We start from the raw sequence: 16,166 nt of genomic DNA, 5'->3' as shown, positions 1-16,166 counted from the left end.
GTCGTAGCGGGATGATCTTTTTGGTTTAACTTTGGGAGATAGTATGAAATTATTAAAAGTTCTGGCGCTGATGCTCAGTGCAGGTGTGATCGCTGGTTCGGCGCAAGCGCAGGAAACCGGGACACTGAAAAAAATTAAAGATACCGGCACCATTACTCTGGGTGTGCGTGATTCTTCTATCCCATTTTCGTATCTTGACGATAAGCAATCATATCAAGGTTATTCTATTGATTTGTGCATGAAGATCGTCAGCGCGGTACAAAAGCAATTAGGTTTGAGCAGCCTCAATGTCAAACTCAATCCTGTGACTTCAGCGACCCGTATTCCGCTGATGGCGAACGGCACTATCGATCTTGAGTGCGGCTCGACAACGAATAACGTTGAGCGTCAAAAACAGGTGGCATTTGCACCAACGACTTTCGTCACTGCTAACCGTATCCTGGCGAAAAAATCCTCCAACATCAAAACTTTAGCCGATCTGCGAGGCAAAGCCGTTGTCTCGACTTCCGGTACATCTAACCTGAAACAATTGACGACACTGAACGCAGATCAGAATCTGGGCATCAACATTTTGCCGGCAAAAGATCACGCAGAAGCATTCCTGATGGTGGAAACTGGTCGCGCCGTTGCGTTTGTGATGGATGATATTTTGTTGGCCTCTCTGGCAGCGAACTCTAAAAATCCTGCTGAATATGAGATCAGCAAAGAAGCCTTGTCGGTAGAGCCATACGGCATCATGTTGCGCAAGGATGATCCTGCATTCAAGAAAGCGGTTGATACAGCGATCAGCAATGTCCTGACTTCCGGCGATGTGAACCGTATCTACCACAAATGGTTCCTGCAACCAATTCCACCAAAAGGTGTTTCCCTGAACTGGCCTGTGTCTGATCAGTTCAAAGCGGTGATGGCGAAACCAACAGATTCTGGTGAGCCATCTGCGTACGCTGCTGTACCGGAAGCACAAAAAGCAGTATTGAAAAAGAAAAAATAAATTTTAGTGGTTGAGATCGAAGTCATCTTAACGGGGGGTGTTACTCGCCTCCCGTTTTATTTTTGGCTCGTCGGTGAGCTGATCAAGGTGTTCCGGTATTGATGCCGCCCGGTGTCATTGGCCCGGCTAAAACCAGAGATCACCACGGACGAAAATAAGTTTGGATAACAAGATGACGGGTGTTTGCTTTAGGGGAGTGAGATGAATTACAACTGGAACTGGAATATTTTTTGGGAGGCTGCGCCTGACGGCGGCGGCACCTATTTTGATTCTTTAATTTCCGGCGTGTTGTGGACCTTAGCCACGGCAGGTCTGGCCTGGATTATCGCCCTGGTATTGGGTGCGATCATCGGTACGATACGTACCGCACCCAATAAATGGGCGGTGAAATTGGCGAATGCTTACGTCGAACTATTCCGTAACATTCCGCTGCTGGTGCAAATGTTCCTCTGGTATTTTGTGATGCCGGAAATGGTGCCGACTGAATGGGGCAACTGGCTTAAATCTTTACCGAATGCGCCATTTATTACCGCTGTGCTGAGCCTGGGTTTCTTTACTTCTGCACGTGTCGCGGTGCAGGTTTCAACCGGTATCAATGCTTTGCCACGCGGTCAGCGTATGGCGGGTACGGCATTAGGCCTGACTTTGCCGCAGACGTATCGTTATGTCTTGTTGCCGATGGCGTTCCGCATCATTATTCCTTCACTCACTAATGAGATGGCCGCGATCATTAAAAACAGCTCGGTCGCTTTGACCATAGGTCTGATGGAACTGACGGCCAGTGCACGCTCTATGCAAGAATTTTCATTTCAGGTATTTGAGGCATTTACTGCCGCAACGCTGATTTATCTGGTGGTATCGGTGATTGCGCTGGTGCTGGCGAATGTTCTGGAAAAAATGCTCGCAGTTCCCGGTTTCATCACTTCCGGTTCCGCTAAGTCAGGAGGACATTAATCATGTTTTCTAATTTCGATTTTGATGTCATCCAACGTTCGTGGGTTTATCTTTTCACGACCGGCATGACATTTACGCTCAAGCTGACCTTGATGGCAATGATCGGTGGTACGGTGCTCGGCACCATGCTGGCGATGATGCGCCTGTCGAGCAATAAGCTGATTTCACTGGTGGCCACGACTTACGTCAACATCATGCGTTCGATTCCGCTGGTGATGGTGATTTTCTGGTTTTACTTTCTGGTGCCTTACATCGCCGCCTGGATGACAGGCGCAACCGAGCCGGTGCAGGTTGGCGCTTTTTCGTCGTGCCTGATTACCTTCGTGATGTTTGAAGCGGCGTATTACTGCGAAATTATGCGCTCCGGTATTCAGTCGATTCCGCGCGGGCAGATCTGGGCGGGATATGCACTGGGCATGAACTACTGGCAAACCATGGGCCATATCGTATTGCCGCAGGCTTTCCGCAACATGATCCCGGTATTACTGACGCAAACGATCGTGCTGTTTCAGGACGTTTCGCTGGTCTATGTGTTATCGATTACGGACTTTGTCGGTGCGGCATCGAAAGTAGCGCAGCGCGATGGTCGTCTGGTGGAAATGTATTCATTTGTCGCTGTTGTGTATTTCATCATGTGTTTTGGCTTGTCCAGTCTGGTGAAAAAACTGCAGCAGAAAGTAGCGATTATTCGCTGAGAAATGCCGGAAAATGACGCGCTGCCAGGTTCTGTCGCCAGCGCATTTTCCGCCACTTCTCTCGTTGAGATATTGGAGATAAAAATGATCAAATTAAATAACGTCAGCAAATGGTATGGTCAGTTTCAGGTATTGACCGATTGCACAACCCAGGTTGCCAAAGGCGAGGTTGTGGTGGTTTGCGGCCCGTCTGGCTCAGGTAAGTCGACACTGATTAAAACCGTCAATGGTCTGGAGCCGTTTCAGAAAGGCGAGATTACTGTGGATGGCGTTTCTGTCGGCGATCCGAAAACAGATTTGTCCAAACTGCGCGCCCGCATCGGTATGGTGTTTCAGAATTTTGAGTTGTTTCCGCATCTGTCGATACGCCAGAATCTGACGCTCGGACAGATGAAAGTACTGGGACGCACAGAAGACGAAGCCACTGAACGCGGTTTGAAATATCTGGATCGCGTCGGACTGATTGCGCAGAAAGATAAATTCCCCGGCCAGCTGTCCGGCGGTCAGCAGCAACGTGTGGCGATTGCGCGCGCCTTGTCGATGGACCCGATTGCGATGTTATTCGATGAACCGACATCGGCGCTTGATCCTGAAATGATTAATGAAGTGCTCGACGTCATGGTCGGTCTTGCGCAAGACGGCATGACGATGATGGTCGTGACACATGAAATGGGTTTTGCAAAAAAAGTCGCGAACCGTATCGTGTTCATGGATAAAGGCGTGATTGTGGAAGATTGCGTGAAAGATGAATTCTTCACCAATGCGCGTTCTGACCGCGCACGTGATTTCCTCGCGAAGATCATCACGCACTGATCACATCGTCAGCGCAGTGCAGTGTTGTGCTGCGCTGATCGCGATCTGAATAAAAAACGCACTCCCTCAAAGGAGTACGTTTTTCATATACTCCCCCATATTTTTATAAAAATTGCCTTGATGTCGGCATAAACAATGGGCGTTTAAAGATACTGGGGGGAGTATATTTTTGTGCTTTCTGCGCAACGCGCAGAAAGGTAGAATGGCGGCTAAACAGAATTTGCTACTGAAAGCCACCATGACCACTTCCCCTCTTCAAACGCCACCCCAGACGCTGACGATCACCCGCCCCGATGACTGGCACTTGCATCTGCGCGATGGCGACGCCTTAGCCAGTGTCTTGCCGCACACAGCAGCACAATTTGCGCGCGCAATCGTGATGCCGAATCTGAAACCACCGGTGACAACGACGGAGCAGGCCGCCGCCTATCGTCAGCGCATCCTCGCCGCGTTGCCAGCCGGAATGCAGTTTGAGCCGCTGATGACCTTGTACCTGACGGACAATACGCCGCCGGATGAAATCCGCCGCGCCAAAGACAGCGGCTTTGTACATGCAGTCAAACTGTATCCTGCCGGTGCCACCACGAATTCTGATGCCGGTGTAACTGACCTGAAAAAATGCTACAAGACGCTGGAAGTCATGCAGGAAGTTGGCTTGCCGTTCCTGGTGCATGGCGAAGTGACGGATGCTGCGATTGATCTGTTTGACCGCGAAGCCGTCTTCATCGAGCGTGTGATGCAGCCCTTGCGCAAGGACATGCCGGAACTGCGCGTGGTGTTTGAGCACATCACCACCAGCGAAGCGGCGGCGTATGTGGCCGAGGCTGCCGGCTTGGTCGCAGCGACGATTACCGCGCATCATCTGCTGTATAACCGCAATGAGATTTTCAAAGGCGGTATCCGTCCACATTACTATTGTCTGCCTGTATTGAAACGCGAAACGCACCGCCAGGCGCTGCTGAAAGCGGCGACATCCGGCAGCCCCCGTTTCTTCCTCGGTACCGATTCTGCGCCGCATCCGAAAGGGCTGAAAGAACACGCCTGCGGCTGCGCCGGTTGCTATACTGCCTTGCATGCGATGGAGTTGTATGCCGAAGCGTTTGATCAGGCTGGCGCTTTAGATAAGCTGGAAGCTTTTGCCAGCTTCAATGGCCCGGATTTTTACCGCCTGCCACGTAACAGCGGCACGATCACACTCAAGCGCGAAGACTGGACTTTACCGGCAGAATTACCATTTGCCGGCACCACCATCGTGCCATTAAATAGCGGCGAGACGATACATTGGAAAATGCTGGCGGATTAAGTCGGATGTCGTCACGGTTTTTTGATCAAATAGACTGGTCGCAAGCCTGGTTTGAAACGGTACGTCCGGCGGCAATGCAGTTAGTCGCCGCGCCTGAGTGGCGTCTTGCGCTGAACCGTATGGCGCAGGAAATGCGTTTGCAGAATCACCGTTCGCTGCCGACACAATTCATTCCGCAGGAAGATTTACCGGAAGGCGTGGCTTACGAAGCGCATATCAGCGCGAGTGGAAATGTGCCTACCCGCGAAAATCTGCACGATTTTTTTAATGCGCTGGTATGGCTGACTTTTCCCCGGATTAAGCGTCAGCTCAATGCCTTGCAAGCCGCGCAGATTGCTGAACTCGGCATAGGAAAATCACGTGGTCCGGCGCGCGATGCGGCAACGATTTTTGATGAAAATGCCGCTTTGCTGGTGGTGGAAAATTCCGCTGATGGTGATGCGCTGGTTGCCGCTTTGCGCCAGCATCAATGGACTGCGGCATTTATCGACCACAGAGCTCAGTTTGGCGCGCAAGCCGAAGTGCTGAGTTTTGGTCATGCCCTGATGGAAAAACTGGTGCAACCGTATAAGGCGATTACGGCGCACAGCTGGCTGGTGCGGGTCGATGCGGATTATTTTTCTCTGAGTACGCCAGAGCGTTATGCACTGATTGATCAACTGGTCACGGCACAACTGCAAGAGCAGCCCTTAACGACGGCGGGTTACACACCTTTGCCGGTGCTGGGTATACCCGGCTGGTGGGGTGCACAGGATTTAAACTTTTATCAGGACACACAGGTATTTCGCCCCGTGCGGCAAAACAAAGCGGAACAGGCTGCATAAGCTGTGTCAGCTGTATCAACCACATAACTCACATAAGCCGCATTGTTTTGCCCTGCAGGATCAACGCGACAGAGCGTTGATCGCCGGAGATGAAATCGACGCCTCAGTAACCCACATTGATGAGCTGCTGCTTCTGTTTTTGCTGCAGCAGTGTGCTCATCTCGCCAGATGACGCGATTTGCTGCGACCTCACTGACACAGGCCGTATATGCGTCTGCGTTTTCTGATTGCCGAGCTTAAACACGCTGACCATTTGCGCCAGATTTTGCGCCTGATCCTGCAACGAGACTGAGGCGGTGGCAGCTTCTTCAACGAGCGCTGAATTTTGCTGCGTGGTATCGTCCATCTGTGTGATCGCCTGATTGACCTGCGCGATGCCCAGACTTTGTTCCTGGCTGGCGCTGGTGATGTCTTGCATAATCGCAGCCACTTGCCCGACGCTGTTGACAATATCGCGCATGGTTACGCCTGCCTGTTCGACCAGCTTACTACCCGTCTGCACCTGATCCAGCGAGTCTCCGATCAGAACTTTGATTTCCTTTGCGGCTGCCGCGCTGCGCTGTGCCAGATTGCGCACTTCGGTCGCCACCACGGCAAAGCCGCGCCCCTGTTCACCGGCACGCGCGGCCTCTACCGCCGCATTCAATGCAAGGATGTTGGTTTGAAATGCGATGCCATCAATTACGCCGATAATTTCGGTAATTTTTGAAGCTGAACCGTTAATGCCATGCATGGTGCTGACCACTTCGGTGACGACTGCGCCACCTTTTGCCGCGACTTCTGATGCTGAAGCTGCGAGCTGATTCGCCTGCCGCGCATTGTCTGCATTTTGGCGTACTGTGGCGTTTAATTCTTCCATTGAGGCCGCAGTCTCCTCCAGCGCGCTGGCTTCTGCTTCGGTGCGCGCAGATAAATCCATGTTACCGGCGGCGATCTGGTTTGACGCCGAGGCGATCGTTTCGGTGCCGGCTCTGACCTGACTGACGATATCCGCCAGACTGTCGCGCATGTGTTTCATCGCATACAGTAAGCTGCTGTGATCGCTTGATTCAATCTTGATTTCGGTGGCCAGATCACCGGCAGCGATGTGGCGCGCAATATCTGCCGCATAAGAAGGCTCACCGCCCAGCTCACGCGTGATACTGCGGGACAGCAGCCAGGCGCAGATCATGCCGCAGATAAATGCTGCCAGCGACAGCGCCAGAATCGTACTTTTTGCGCTCTGATAATTATCCTGAACCGCGTTGGCAAGATGATTCAGATATCCGCGCTGCGCTTCCAGTAATTGCTGTACCAACTCCTGATATTTCTTGGCTGCAGGCATAAACACCTGCTCGATAATCTGGTTTGCTTCTTCTGCTTGCCCGCTATTTTTGGCACGCAGAATATCTTCGCGTGCAGCAGTATAAATTTTTCTCTGTTCTGTAATGTCGCTGAATAAGCGCTTTTCCTCATCAGTCGTTAATAAGGGCTCGATCTTGTCGCGCATTTCAGTCGCACCCTTCATGGTGACCGCCGCATCCTCTGCGAAGAACGCAGTTAACGAGGGATCGCTGCTGCGCGCAATGGCGGCTGTGCGCCGGACACCAACCTGAATGTAACGATACCAATCAGAAATCATGCGCTCTTTTGCTAATGGCAGCTCCATCATCAGTTTAGTTTCTGAGGCGGTTAATGCCAGTCGCCATTGTGCAAATCCGGTTGCGATAAATGCGAGCAACAGAATCATAAAAAAGCAAAGACCAAGCCGTGTGCTGATTTTTAAGTTATTGAGATTCATAGTAATAGACGTGCAGATACAGCCATCGTGAAAACAAATGGAGAGAATTAAAAAAAATCAGAGTGTTGTCCGGGCGAAGAAAAAATATCCCGCAAAAAGCTACGGCAACGGGTAACGTTAAACAATACTGCTTGTGTTTGCATAACGCGAATTGTCATATCCGGCCGTCGCAGATATGAACAGCATTCAACAGGGTGACGTGGGTAAAGACCGCTTATGACGGATAAACTGTCTTATCCCACGTACTGTTGAATGCCAGCTCCGGCTAGTGAAAACTATCCAGAGACACAGGCATCCCGATCAGGATGCTGTTTGCAACAAATGGAATAACTGATCTTTCAGGCTGATACGGACTTTCTTCAGATTTTCCAAGGCTTCATCGGCCAGATGTTCCACATCATTTTCTGCACGATTGACAGCTTTGTCCGCTTCGTCGTATTCAGTGAATAATTTTGCAAAGTGTGCATTCTGCAATTTCATTGTGTGAATTTTGTCTTTAAATTCAGGAAATTCCACTGCTAAAGGATGATGTTCTACTTGCATATGTGCTCCAGTTAAAATTTGTAAATGTCAGTCTGACCTTATGGTATTCGGTTCCTCTTTTTTATAGCGTGATATAGATCAATTGATTCAAAGTATTTCAGCTGAGCCAAAGGTAAGTCAAAGGTGAATTATTGCAGTGCCGCCGTACTCAGCTCAGACGCAAAGCCGGCTGGCTGCTAAGTGTAGCAGCACGGTGTGTTGCTGGCAGGGTGAAAATGCTGACTGCCTGTGTCAGTGCCATCGCCTGTTCCTCCATACTTTCGGCGGCGGCAGCGGCTTGTTCCACCAGTGCCGCATTTTGCTGCGTCATTTCATCCATCTGGGTAATGGCAAGATTAATCTGTTCTATGCCGGAACTTTGTTCCATGCTGGCCGCCGTGATCTCGCTCATGATGTCCGCCACATGCTGCACGCTTTTGACAATCTCATCCATGGTTTTGCCGGCGTTATCGACCAGTGCGCCACCCTGATCCACCTTGCTGACGGAATCGTCGATCAGCAGCTTGATTTCTTTGGCTGCCGTAGCACTGCGCTGTGCCAGGTTCCGGACTTCGGAGGCGACGACGGCAAAGCCGCGTCCCTGTTCGCCAGCGCGTGCCGCTTCTACTGCGGCGTTCAGCGCCAGAATGTTGGTCTGGAAGGCGATGCTGTCAATCACGCTGATGATGTCGACAATCTTTTTGGAACTGTCTTTAATCGATCCCATCGTTGCCACGACTTCCTGCACCACGGTGCCGCCTTTTACCGCGACTTGTGTGGCCGACACTACCAACTGATTCGCCTGGCGCGCATTATCCGCATTTTGCCTGACGGTGCTGGTCAGTTCTTCCATGGAACTGGCGGTTTCTTCCAGTGACCCGGCCTGCGATTCTGTGCGGCTAGACAGATCCGCATTGCCATGAGCAATTTCCTGCGAGGCGACGGTAATCGTTTCGGTTCCCTGCTTGATCTGGCTCACTGTTGCCAGCAGGTTGTTTTGCATTTGCAGCAGCGAACGCAGCAAATCACTCAGTTCATCGTGCCCTTCAGCTTTTATGCTTGTGCTGAGATCACTGTTGGCAATACGGTCGGCAAATGCGGCAGCATTCGTGATCGGTCCGATAATGCTGCGCGCAATCATCCATGCCGCAACGCCACCGAGTGCCAGGGTTAGCAAGCCGATGATCAGCATGCTGGCCAGCGATTTTCTGTAATTACTGTTGGAGCCATCGTAGGCGACTTGCATGGCTTCATGCTGTTGCTTTGCCAGTTCAGATAATTCGTTCATCCATTTTTCATGCGGCACGACGAATTCCGTTTGCAGCAAAGCAGAGGCATCGAAGTAATTTCCTTCTGCAACAAAATCACGGATTTTTTTTGAGATCGATAAGATTGCTGTTTTCTGATCCAGAGCCTGCTTCAGCGTTTTTTGACCAGCCGCATCGTCAATCAGCTTTTTCGCCAGCGTTTCAGATGTGTCATATATTTCCAGTGTGCTGGCCAGTCGTTTTGATTCCTGCGCTGCTTCGGCGAGGTCACGCGGAGAGCTCATTTTTCTGAGTACCAGCGCTAAGGCGCGGCCTTGTTCGCGCATTTCGGTGGCGGCATTCAGACTCGCGACTTTGGTCTGAAAGATGTAGTCGGTTGAGCCTTGTAACTGACTCAGTTTATACAGACCGAGAATCAGCAAGACCGTTGCAAACAGCAGCACGATACCAAAGCCCAGCATCAGGCGGGTGCGAATCTTGAGTTCGGTCAGGTAGCTCATGGTCAGTTTCTTTTCTTTAAAATAGTATCTGCCAGAATCGCGGCTACAGATTCTGAAGACCGTACCGCGCGATGGTGCTTCATCTTAGTGCAAAAATTTACCTGTGGAATTATTTTCTCAAAAAAACCACTGTTGATCGCCGTGATTTTTTGCAACAACGTGCGTACCAATTCTGTGTAAGTAAAGTTGGATTTTTTTTTCGTGGTGTGTATGCATATGTTTAATCTGCAATGCTGTTTGTCGCATGCTTGAAATCGTACACATCACCACATTTATTTTTTTGCAAAATAAAAAAAGGAAGCGCATGGCTTCCTTTTTTAATATCAAAATATGTGACCAGCTGGCTTATTGTTCCCGCAGCCAGACCTGTGTGCGGCCAAGAAATGGCGTACCGATGTAACCGCGGACATTGAGTTTTTTATTGTTATCAGCGAGCGTCAGTTTGCTGCTGTATAACTTACCATTGCCCGGATCAAGAATTTTTCCGCCATTGTATTCGTCACCGTCTTTTTTCAGACCAAACAAAATAGTCATGCCGATAATCGGCTGATCTTTATTTGTGCCTTCGCATTTGTCGCATTTAGGATTTTTATCTGCATCGGCTTCGAGAAACAATTTTTCGATTTTTCCTTGCAGTTCACCACCGGTTTCAGTGATGCGGATCAGCGCTTTCGGTTTTCCGGTTTTATCGTCGATATTTTTCCAGAGACCGACAGCGGCTTCTTCTGCATGTGCGAAAGAGGAAAACAAGAGGGAAAGAAATGTAGCCAGAAGTGCAGTTTTTTTCATAGTCTCACCAAATAAGTTTATTTTTTTTTGCGGTTTTCATCTGTAGTTACGTACATGAAAACCGCTTTCCTGAGCGCTGATTGTACGTGGCGAAACTTGGGCCACGCACAATATTTTTAGAGCAACTACTTTAATTTAACTCACTGCCTTACTGACTAAGCACGCTGTTTCAAGCTGCTGGCAATTTACCGAATTGCTCGCGCAGTTTGACCAGTGTGGCAGAGAAATTCGCCATTCTTTCTTTCTCTTGTGCGACCACCGCAGCTGGCGCACGCGCGACAAAACTTTCATTGCCGAGCTTGGCTTCTGCTTTGCCGATTTCTGTTTCAAGACGCGTGATTTCTTTACTCAGACGCTCGCGTTCGGCAGCAACGTCGATCTCGACTTTCAGCATCAGTTTTGATTCGCCAACGATAGAGACTGGCGCCGGTGATTCAGGCAAGGCGTCCAGCACCTGCACTTCAGACAGCTTGGCTAACGCCTGCAGATAGGGTGCAAATGATTGCAGACGCGCCTTCTCTTCTGCATTCGCTGCCTGCAACAACAGAGGCACGCGTAGTGCTGGCGACAATTGCATTTCACCGCGCAGATTGCGGCAAGCGTCAGTCATGGCTTTCAGCGCATGCATCCAGGCTTCGGCTGTCTCATTGATATTCTCTGCCACGGCAAGTGGATATGGCTGCACCATGATGGAGTCGCCTGCTGGATTCAAGGTCTTGCCAGCCAGTGGTGCAACGGTTTGCCATAGTGCTTCGGTAACGAAAGGAATCACAGGGTGCGCCAGACGCAGCGTGGCTTCCAATACGCGCAGCAACGTGCGGCGGGTGGCGCGTTGTTGTGCTTCCGTGCCTTGCTGTACCTGTACTTTGGAGACTTCCAAGTACCAGTCACAGTATTCATCCCAGACGAATTTGTAAATGGCAGAAGCGATATTATCGAAGCGGTAGTCGGCAAAACCTTTTTCGACTTCTGCTTCAGCGCGTTGTAGCGTCGAGATGATCCATTTGTCGGCTTGCGAATAATCGAGATCGGCATCGGTCACGTCTGCGCCGAAACCGCAATCTTTACCTTCCGTATTCATCAGTACGAAGCGAGTTGCATTCCACAGCTTGTTGCAGAAATTGCGATAGCCTTCGCAGCGCCCCAGATCGAAGTTGATATTGCGACCGAGTGAAGCGTAGCTCGCCATCGTGAAGCGCAATGCATCTGTGCCGTACGCCGGAATGCCATCGGCAAATTCTTTGCGGGTTGCTTTTTCAATTGCCGTTGCCTGTTTAGGATTCATCAGGCCAACCGTGCGTTTGGCGACCAGATCATCGACTTTGATGCCATCGATCAGATCAATCGGATCGAGTGTGTTGCCTTTCGATTTGGACATTTTCTGACCGCTGGAATCGCGCACCAGACCATGCACGTACACGGTGTTGAACGGTACCTTGCCAGTGAAGTGCGTGGTCATCATGACCATGCGTGCCACCCAGAAGAAAATAATATCGAAGCCAGTCACTAACACCGACGAAGGCAGGAAGTGTTTGATGTCCGGTGTTTCTTCCGGCCAGCCCATCGTTGAGAACGGTACCAGTGCAGAAGAGAACCAGGTATCGAGCACATCGTCATCGCGCTTCAGTGCACCGGCATAGCCAGCGGCGGCGGCTTTTGCTGTTGCCTCTGCTTCATTGCGGGCGACGAAAATTTCACCATTGTCGCCATACCATGCCGGAATCTGATGACCCCACCACAATTGACGCGAGATACACCAGTCCTGAATGTTATTGAGCCATTGGTTGTAGGTATTGGTCCAGTTTTCGGGCACGAATTTGATTTCGCCGGAAGCGACTTTTTCGAGCGCGACTTCAGCGATCGATTTGCCAGGGAAATGCGTACCCTCGGGCGCAGGTTTGCTCATCGCCATGAACCACTGATCGGTCAGCATCGGTTCAATCACCACATTCGTACGGTCACCACGTGGCACCATCAGTTTGTGTGGCTTAACGGATTCGAGTAAGCCTTGTGCATCCAGATCAGCCACGATTTGTTTGCGGGCCACAAATCTATCCATGCCCTGATACACCGCCGGCGCGTTTTCATTGATCTTTGCATCCAGTGTCAGGATGCTGATTTTGTCGAGATTGTGACGTTGACCAACGGCGTAATCGTTGAAGTCATGCGCTGGCGTGATCTTCACACAACCAGTACCGAATTCTTTATCGACATAACTGTCGGCAATCACTGGAATTTCACGGTCGGTCAGCGGCAGTTTTAACATCTTGCCGACCAGATGGAGATAGCGCTCGTCGGTAGGATCAACCGCCACGGCAACGTCACCTAACAAGGTTTCAGGGCGTGTCGTCGCCACTGTCAGATGACCGGAACCATCCGCAAACGGATAGCGGATATGCCACATCGAGCCATCTTCTTCTTCCGACACCACTTCCAGATCCGAGACTGCAGTGCCGAGCACCGGGTCCCAGTTCACCAGGCGTTTGCCGCGATAGATCAGACCTTGCTCGACCAGACGCACGAATACTTCGGTGACCGATTTCGAGCGTTCCGCATCCATCGTGAAATATTCACGATCCCAATCGGCGGACGCGCCCATGCGACGCATCTGGCCGGTGATCGTGGAGCCGGATTTTTCTTTCCATTCCCAGACTTTTTCGAGGAATTTTTCACGGCCAAGATCATGGCGTGAAATTTTTTGCGCATCGAGCTGACGCTCCACGACGATTTGTGTCGCGATACCGGCGTGATCGGTGCCGGGTATCCAAGCAGTGTTGTAACCGCGCATACGATAGTAACGCGTCAGACCATCCATGATGGTCTGGTTAAATGCGTGCCCCATATGCAGCGTGCCGGTCACGTTCGGCGGCGGCAACTGGATAGAAAATGAGGGTTTGCCATCGTCCATGCTGGCCGCGAAATAACCGCGATTCTCCCACTCGGAGCGCCATTGTTGTTCGATTTCTGCGGGTTCGAAAGACTTCGCTAATTCCATGATTGTCAGTTAGTAGTGTGCTAAACCATTGATTATAAATGACAGAAGGCGAGCTGACTCCCTAATCGCTTGTCTTTTGATGGGAGGCGTACGTATATTCGCCTCAGTAGCGTCATTACACTTTGTTTTTTTATTTTCAACTTCCTTCGTCACCCGGTCTGAATGGGACATCTGTACAGTAGCCGGGGAAGAGGGCGCAACTGAAACCGCATTGCTTTGCTTATTTTTTTTGCAGAACAGCAGTTTTTTATCGCAAAAAATATTTCTCGTTGATATAGTGGGGTGATATTAAATTTTTCATCGACGCTTCCTTTATTAATTACAAATTAATGGCAAAACTTAAGACATCAACAACTGCGCGCATATGTCTTTACGCCTTGTTTTGTCTGGCGATTTGTTCAGGTCTTGTGCGAGCAGATGAAAAATCCGACACGGAGCAACTCGTCAGCATACGTAAACTTGCGGACAGTGATAACAACGAAGCATTGAAACGCCTCGAATTGTTCCTTGAGAAGCAAACGTCAGGCACTAGTGCAAAAGTTAGATTGGCAACACTGAATACTCTGGTGACTTTGTACTTTGACGCTGGTCGTCAAAATTCGGCGAAAACGACACTCGTTGAATTTAAAGCTTTGGCTGATAAAACACGTGACCTTGATGCTCAGGCGATTACGAAGATTTTGGACACCGGACAGTTGTTAGATGCGGGTCGGCCTGATGATGCGCTAAAGGAGTTGCAGAAAATTGGCACCAGTTTACATCCGCATGCAAATCCTGACGTGCGGATGCGCTTACAAACATCCTTCGCGCGTACCTATTTTGCGATTGGTAATTTTTCCGGTGCACTCGAACATGCTCTTGATGCTTTGCGACAGACAGATCAGCTCCCCGATCGCAGAGTTGAGAATCGTATGATGCAGTTATACGAAATAGCCCGCCTGTACGCAGAGATGAAGGATCCGGAGAAAGCCTTGTCGACAGTTAACGATGCGCTTCTCTTATATCCGCTGGCGAATTCCCCCAAAGTATTATCCTTACTCACTCTGTGCCAAGGGGTCGCATATACTTTTCTGAAGCGACAAGCTGAAGCGATAGATGCTTATCAGCGATCTCTGAAACTGGCTGGTGAGGTGCATATGCCTCTGGTTCAGGTAAGAAACCTGGTAAATATCAGCGACCATTATTTGATTTTAAATGAGTATGCAGAAGCTGAAGCTTACGCCAGACAAGCACTTGAGAAAGCGGAGTTGTTGCAAGATAAAAAATCGATGGGTATTGCTAAAGCTAATCTGGGCTTTGCTCTGGCGGGACAGGGAAAAATCTCACAAGGTGTTGTTCTGATCAATGCCGTCATTAACGCTTTGATTGATTCTGACCAGCAGACTGATGCGGAAGCAGTGATTGGTGAACTTGCCAACATGTATGAAAATGCTGGAATGTACAAAGAGGCTTTGCTTGCACTCAGACAGCAGCAAAGCTTCAGTAATGAATTATTCCGTTCGGATCGTTCGAAAACAGTCGCAGTTTTACAAGAACAGTTTAATGCAGAGCAGAGACAAAAACAGATAGAACTACTCGCCAAAGATAACGCGTTAAAAGATGCGGATATTCGCAATCATCGTTTGCAGCAAATCGTGACCTTACTGGGTGCGGTACTGACGGTGATGGCAGGTATTTTCATCTACTGGTTATACAGACGCGTGAAGCGTATCAATTTGCAACTGCAGGAGGCAAATTCTCAACTGGAATTTCATGCAGTACGAGATCCTTTAACGGGTTTGCATAATCGCCGCTCATTTTTAGACATGATGAAAGTGCGGTCCGGTCAGGGCACCGAGCGTCGTGATGTGAATCCAGAAAATCCCGATACGATAATTTTGCTCGATATTGACCATTTCAAACAAATCAATGACGGGCTTGGACATGCCGCAGGCGACGCTGTCCTGATGGAAGTCGCCCATCGCTTGCGAAGCGTTGTAAGAGATACCGATATGGTGTTGCGATGGGGCGGCGAAGAGTTTCTCGTTTTTGCCCCGAAATCGACGGCCGAACAAATTGCAGCACTGGTAACGCGTGTCTTACATGTTGTCGGTGCCGAGCCTATTCAAGCTGGTCATCAGCAGATACAGACGACGATGACTGCCGGTTTTATTTCATTACCATTTTCCGGTATTCCTGAAGAACAATTCGGTTGGGAAAAAGTGCTGCAGATCGCGGATATGGCCTTGTATCTCGGGAAGGCAAACGGGCGCAACCGGGCATACGGTATTTCATCACTATTGGCGCCCGCTGCGACGGCATTACCTGTTATTGAAACCGATCTCGCGGCGGCAGTTGCGGCCGGGATGGTTGAGTTGATTGAGGTGATGGGACCAGCGAAACTGGAGATGGCTCACTGTTAACAATCTGGCGCTATCAAACGTTATCAAACGATCGCAAAGGTGTCGGTGACCGGTATCCGTCGATACACGAAAGTACGTAATTTTTTTCTTCTGCACATAATTGCAGATATAATTCGGCCGCACTAACGGCGTTTCTATTTGAAATCTTAGGAACGTCATCAGTGGAAAAAAATGCTAGGGGTCCTGTCCGCACTTGTGCGATGACGGGTGAGAAATACCCTCGAACCTGATCTGGATAATGCCAGCGAAGGGAAGCTGCTAAAGACTGCCAACGTCGTTACCGCGACAACTGCGCACCTCTTTACAAACTCCTTTGCTGGCTCCATGCCT

The 16,166-nt window shown here is 50.0% G+C and carries 12 protein-coding genes and 1 riboswitch; of the genes, 7 read left to right on the top strand and 5 right to left on the bottom strand.

The genetic code is table 11. From position 1 onward, the window contains the following. Nucleotides 1-43: 43 nt before the first annotated feature. The 6 genes from Undi14_RS07780 (at nt 44) to Undi14_RS07755 (ending at nt 5,580) form a co-directional block, all read left to right on the top strand. Nucleotides 44-991 (top strand): transporter substrate-binding domain-containing protein, encoded by a 948-nt coding sequence (locus Undi14_RS07780; RefSeq protein WP_200179174.1) that lies wholly within the window; start codon nt 44-46, stop codon nt 989-991. A gap of 201 nt (nt 992-1,192) precedes the next feature. Then, the gene (locus Undi14_RS07775; protein WP_200179172.1) at nt 1,193-1,945 is read left to right on the top strand and encodes an amino acid ABC transporter permease; all 753 of its coding nucleotides are present in this window, start codon (nt 1,193-1,195) and stop codon (nt 1,943-1,945) included. Nucleotides 1,946-1,947: 2 nt separating this feature from the next. After that, nucleotides 1,948-2,640 (top strand): amino acid ABC transporter permease, encoded by a 693-nt coding sequence (locus Undi14_RS07770; protein ID WP_200179170.1) that lies wholly within the window; start codon nt 1,948-1,950, stop codon nt 2,638-2,640. Nucleotides 2,641-2,724: 84 nt separating this feature from the next. Beyond that, nucleotides 2,725-3,453 carry an amino acid ABC transporter ATP-binding protein gene (locus Undi14_RS07765; RefSeq protein ID WP_186882758.1) on the top strand — a complete coding sequence of 243 codons (729 nt, stop codon included), beginning with the start codon at nt 2,725-2,727 and terminating at the stop codon, nt 3,451-3,453. 238 nt (nt 3,454-3,691) lie between these two features. Beyond that, nucleotides 3,692-4,756 carry a dihydroorotase gene (gene pyrC / locus Undi14_RS07760; protein WP_200179168.1) on the top strand — a complete coding sequence of 355 codons (1,065 nt, stop codon included), beginning with the start codon at nt 3,692-3,694 and terminating at the stop codon, nt 4,754-4,756. A 5-nt stretch (nt 4,757-4,761) separates the two neighbouring features. Next, a complete protein-coding gene (locus Undi14_RS07755; protein WP_200179166.1) occupies nt 4,762-5,580 on the top strand; it encodes a DUF3025 domain-containing protein in 819 nt (272 codons plus the stop codon). A 103-nt stretch (nt 5,581-5,683) separates the two neighbouring features. Here Undi14_RS07755 and Undi14_RS07750 read toward each other — a convergent pair whose 3' ends face one another. The 5 genes from Undi14_RS07750 to Undi14_RS07730 form a co-directional block, all read right to left on the bottom strand. Further along, entirely contained in the window at nt 5,684-7,360 is a 1,677-nt protein-coding gene (locus tag Undi14_RS07750) for a methyl-accepting chemotaxis protein (RefSeq protein WP_200179164.1), read from the bottom strand. A 300-nt stretch (nt 7,361-7,660) separates the two neighbouring features. Beyond that, nucleotides 7,661-7,903: a YdcH family protein gene (locus Undi14_RS07745; protein WP_186882762.1), complete on the bottom strand. Its 243-nt coding sequence runs from the start codon at nt 7,901-7,903 to the stop codon at nt 7,661-7,663. 148 nt (nt 7,904-8,051) lie between these two features. Next, on the bottom strand, nt 8,052-9,650 hold the full coding sequence (locus tag Undi14_RS18455) for a methyl-accepting chemotaxis protein (protein ID WP_200179163.1): 1,599 nt from the start codon (nt 9,648-9,650) through the stop codon (nt 8,052-8,054). A 345-nt stretch (nt 9,651-9,995) separates the two neighbouring features. After that, nucleotides 9,996-10,439: a DUF2147 domain-containing protein gene (locus tag Undi14_RS07735; protein WP_186897109.1), complete on the bottom strand. Its 444-nt coding sequence runs from the start codon at nt 10,437-10,439 to the stop codon at nt 9,996-9,998. A gap of 169 nt (nt 10,440-10,608) precedes the next feature. After that, nucleotides 10,609-13,434, bottom strand: a complete 2,826-nt coding sequence (locus Undi14_RS07730) for a valine--tRNA ligase (RefSeq protein ID WP_200179162.1) — start codon at nt 13,432-13,434, stop codon at nt 10,609-10,611. A gap of 329 nt (nt 13,435-13,763) precedes the next feature. Between Undi14_RS07730 and Undi14_RS07725 the strand changes: the two genes are divergently transcribed. Further along, a complete protein-coding gene (locus tag Undi14_RS07725) occupies nt 13,764-15,836 on the top strand; it encodes a diguanylate cyclase (protein WP_200179160.1) in 2,073 nt (690 codons plus the stop codon). Between the two features lie 166 nt (nt 15,837-16,002). Beyond that, a riboswitch (TPP riboswitch) is annotated at nt 16,003-16,106 on the top strand. Nucleotides 16,107-16,166 lie beyond the last annotated feature (60 nt).

Source organism: Undibacterium sp. 14-3-2 (assembly GCF_016595265.1).
GTDB classification, from domain to species: domain Bacteria; phylum Pseudomonadota; class Gammaproteobacteria; order Burkholderiales; family Burkholderiaceae_D; genus Undibacterium; species Undibacterium aquatile.
The sequence above is the reverse complement of the archived record's forward strand: the minus strand, read 5'-3'. Positions and strand labels throughout refer to the sequence as shown.

What these genes read in the sequence shown, in the direction of transcription:
- Undi14_RS18455 (WP_200179163.1), bottom strand. Translation starts at nt 9,650, where the DNA reads ATGAGCTACCTGACCGAACTCAAGATTCGCACCCGCCTGATGCTGGGC.
- Undi14_RS07730 (WP_200179162.1), bottom strand. Translation starts at nt 13,434, where the DNA reads ATGGAATTAGCGAAGTCTTTCGAACCCGCAGAAATCGAACAACAATGG.
- Undi14_RS07775 (WP_200179172.1), top strand. Translation starts at nt 1,193, where the DNA reads ATGAATTACAACTGGAACTGGAATATTTTTTGGGAGGCTGCGCCTGAC.
- pyrC (WP_200179168.1), top strand. Translation starts at nt 3,692, where the DNA reads ATGACCACTTCCCCTCTTCAAACGCCACCCCAGACGCTGACGATCACC.
- Undi14_RS07780 (WP_200179174.1), top strand. Translation starts at nt 44, where the DNA reads ATGAAATTATTAAAAGTTCTGGCGCTGATGCTCAGTGCAGGTGTGATC.
- Undi14_RS07755 (WP_200179166.1), top strand. Translation starts at nt 4,762, where the DNA reads ATGTCGTCACGGTTTTTTGATCAAATAGACTGGTCGCAAGCCTGGTTT.
- Undi14_RS07745 (WP_186882762.1), bottom strand. Translation starts at nt 7,903, where the DNA reads ATGCAAGTAGAACATCATCCTTTAGCAGTGGAATTTCCTGAATTTAAA.
- Undi14_RS07765 (WP_186882758.1), top strand. Translation starts at nt 2,725, where the DNA reads ATGATCAAATTAAATAACGTCAGCAAATGGTATGGTCAGTTTCAGGTA.
- Undi14_RS07725 (WP_200179160.1), top strand. Translation starts at nt 13,764, where the DNA reads ATGGCAAAACTTAAGACATCAACAACTGCGCGCATATGTCTTTACGCC.
- Undi14_RS07735 (WP_186897109.1), bottom strand. Translation starts at nt 10,439, where the DNA reads ATGAAAAAAACTGCACTTCTGGCTACATTTCTTTCCCTCTTGTTTTCC.
- Undi14_RS07750 (WP_200179164.1), bottom strand. Translation starts at nt 7,360, where the DNA reads ATGAATCTCAATAACTTAAAAATCAGCACACGGCTTGGTCTTTGCTTT.
- Undi14_RS07770 (WP_200179170.1), top strand. Translation starts at nt 1,948, where the DNA reads ATGTTTTCTAATTTCGATTTTGATGTCATCCAACGTTCGTGGGTTTAT.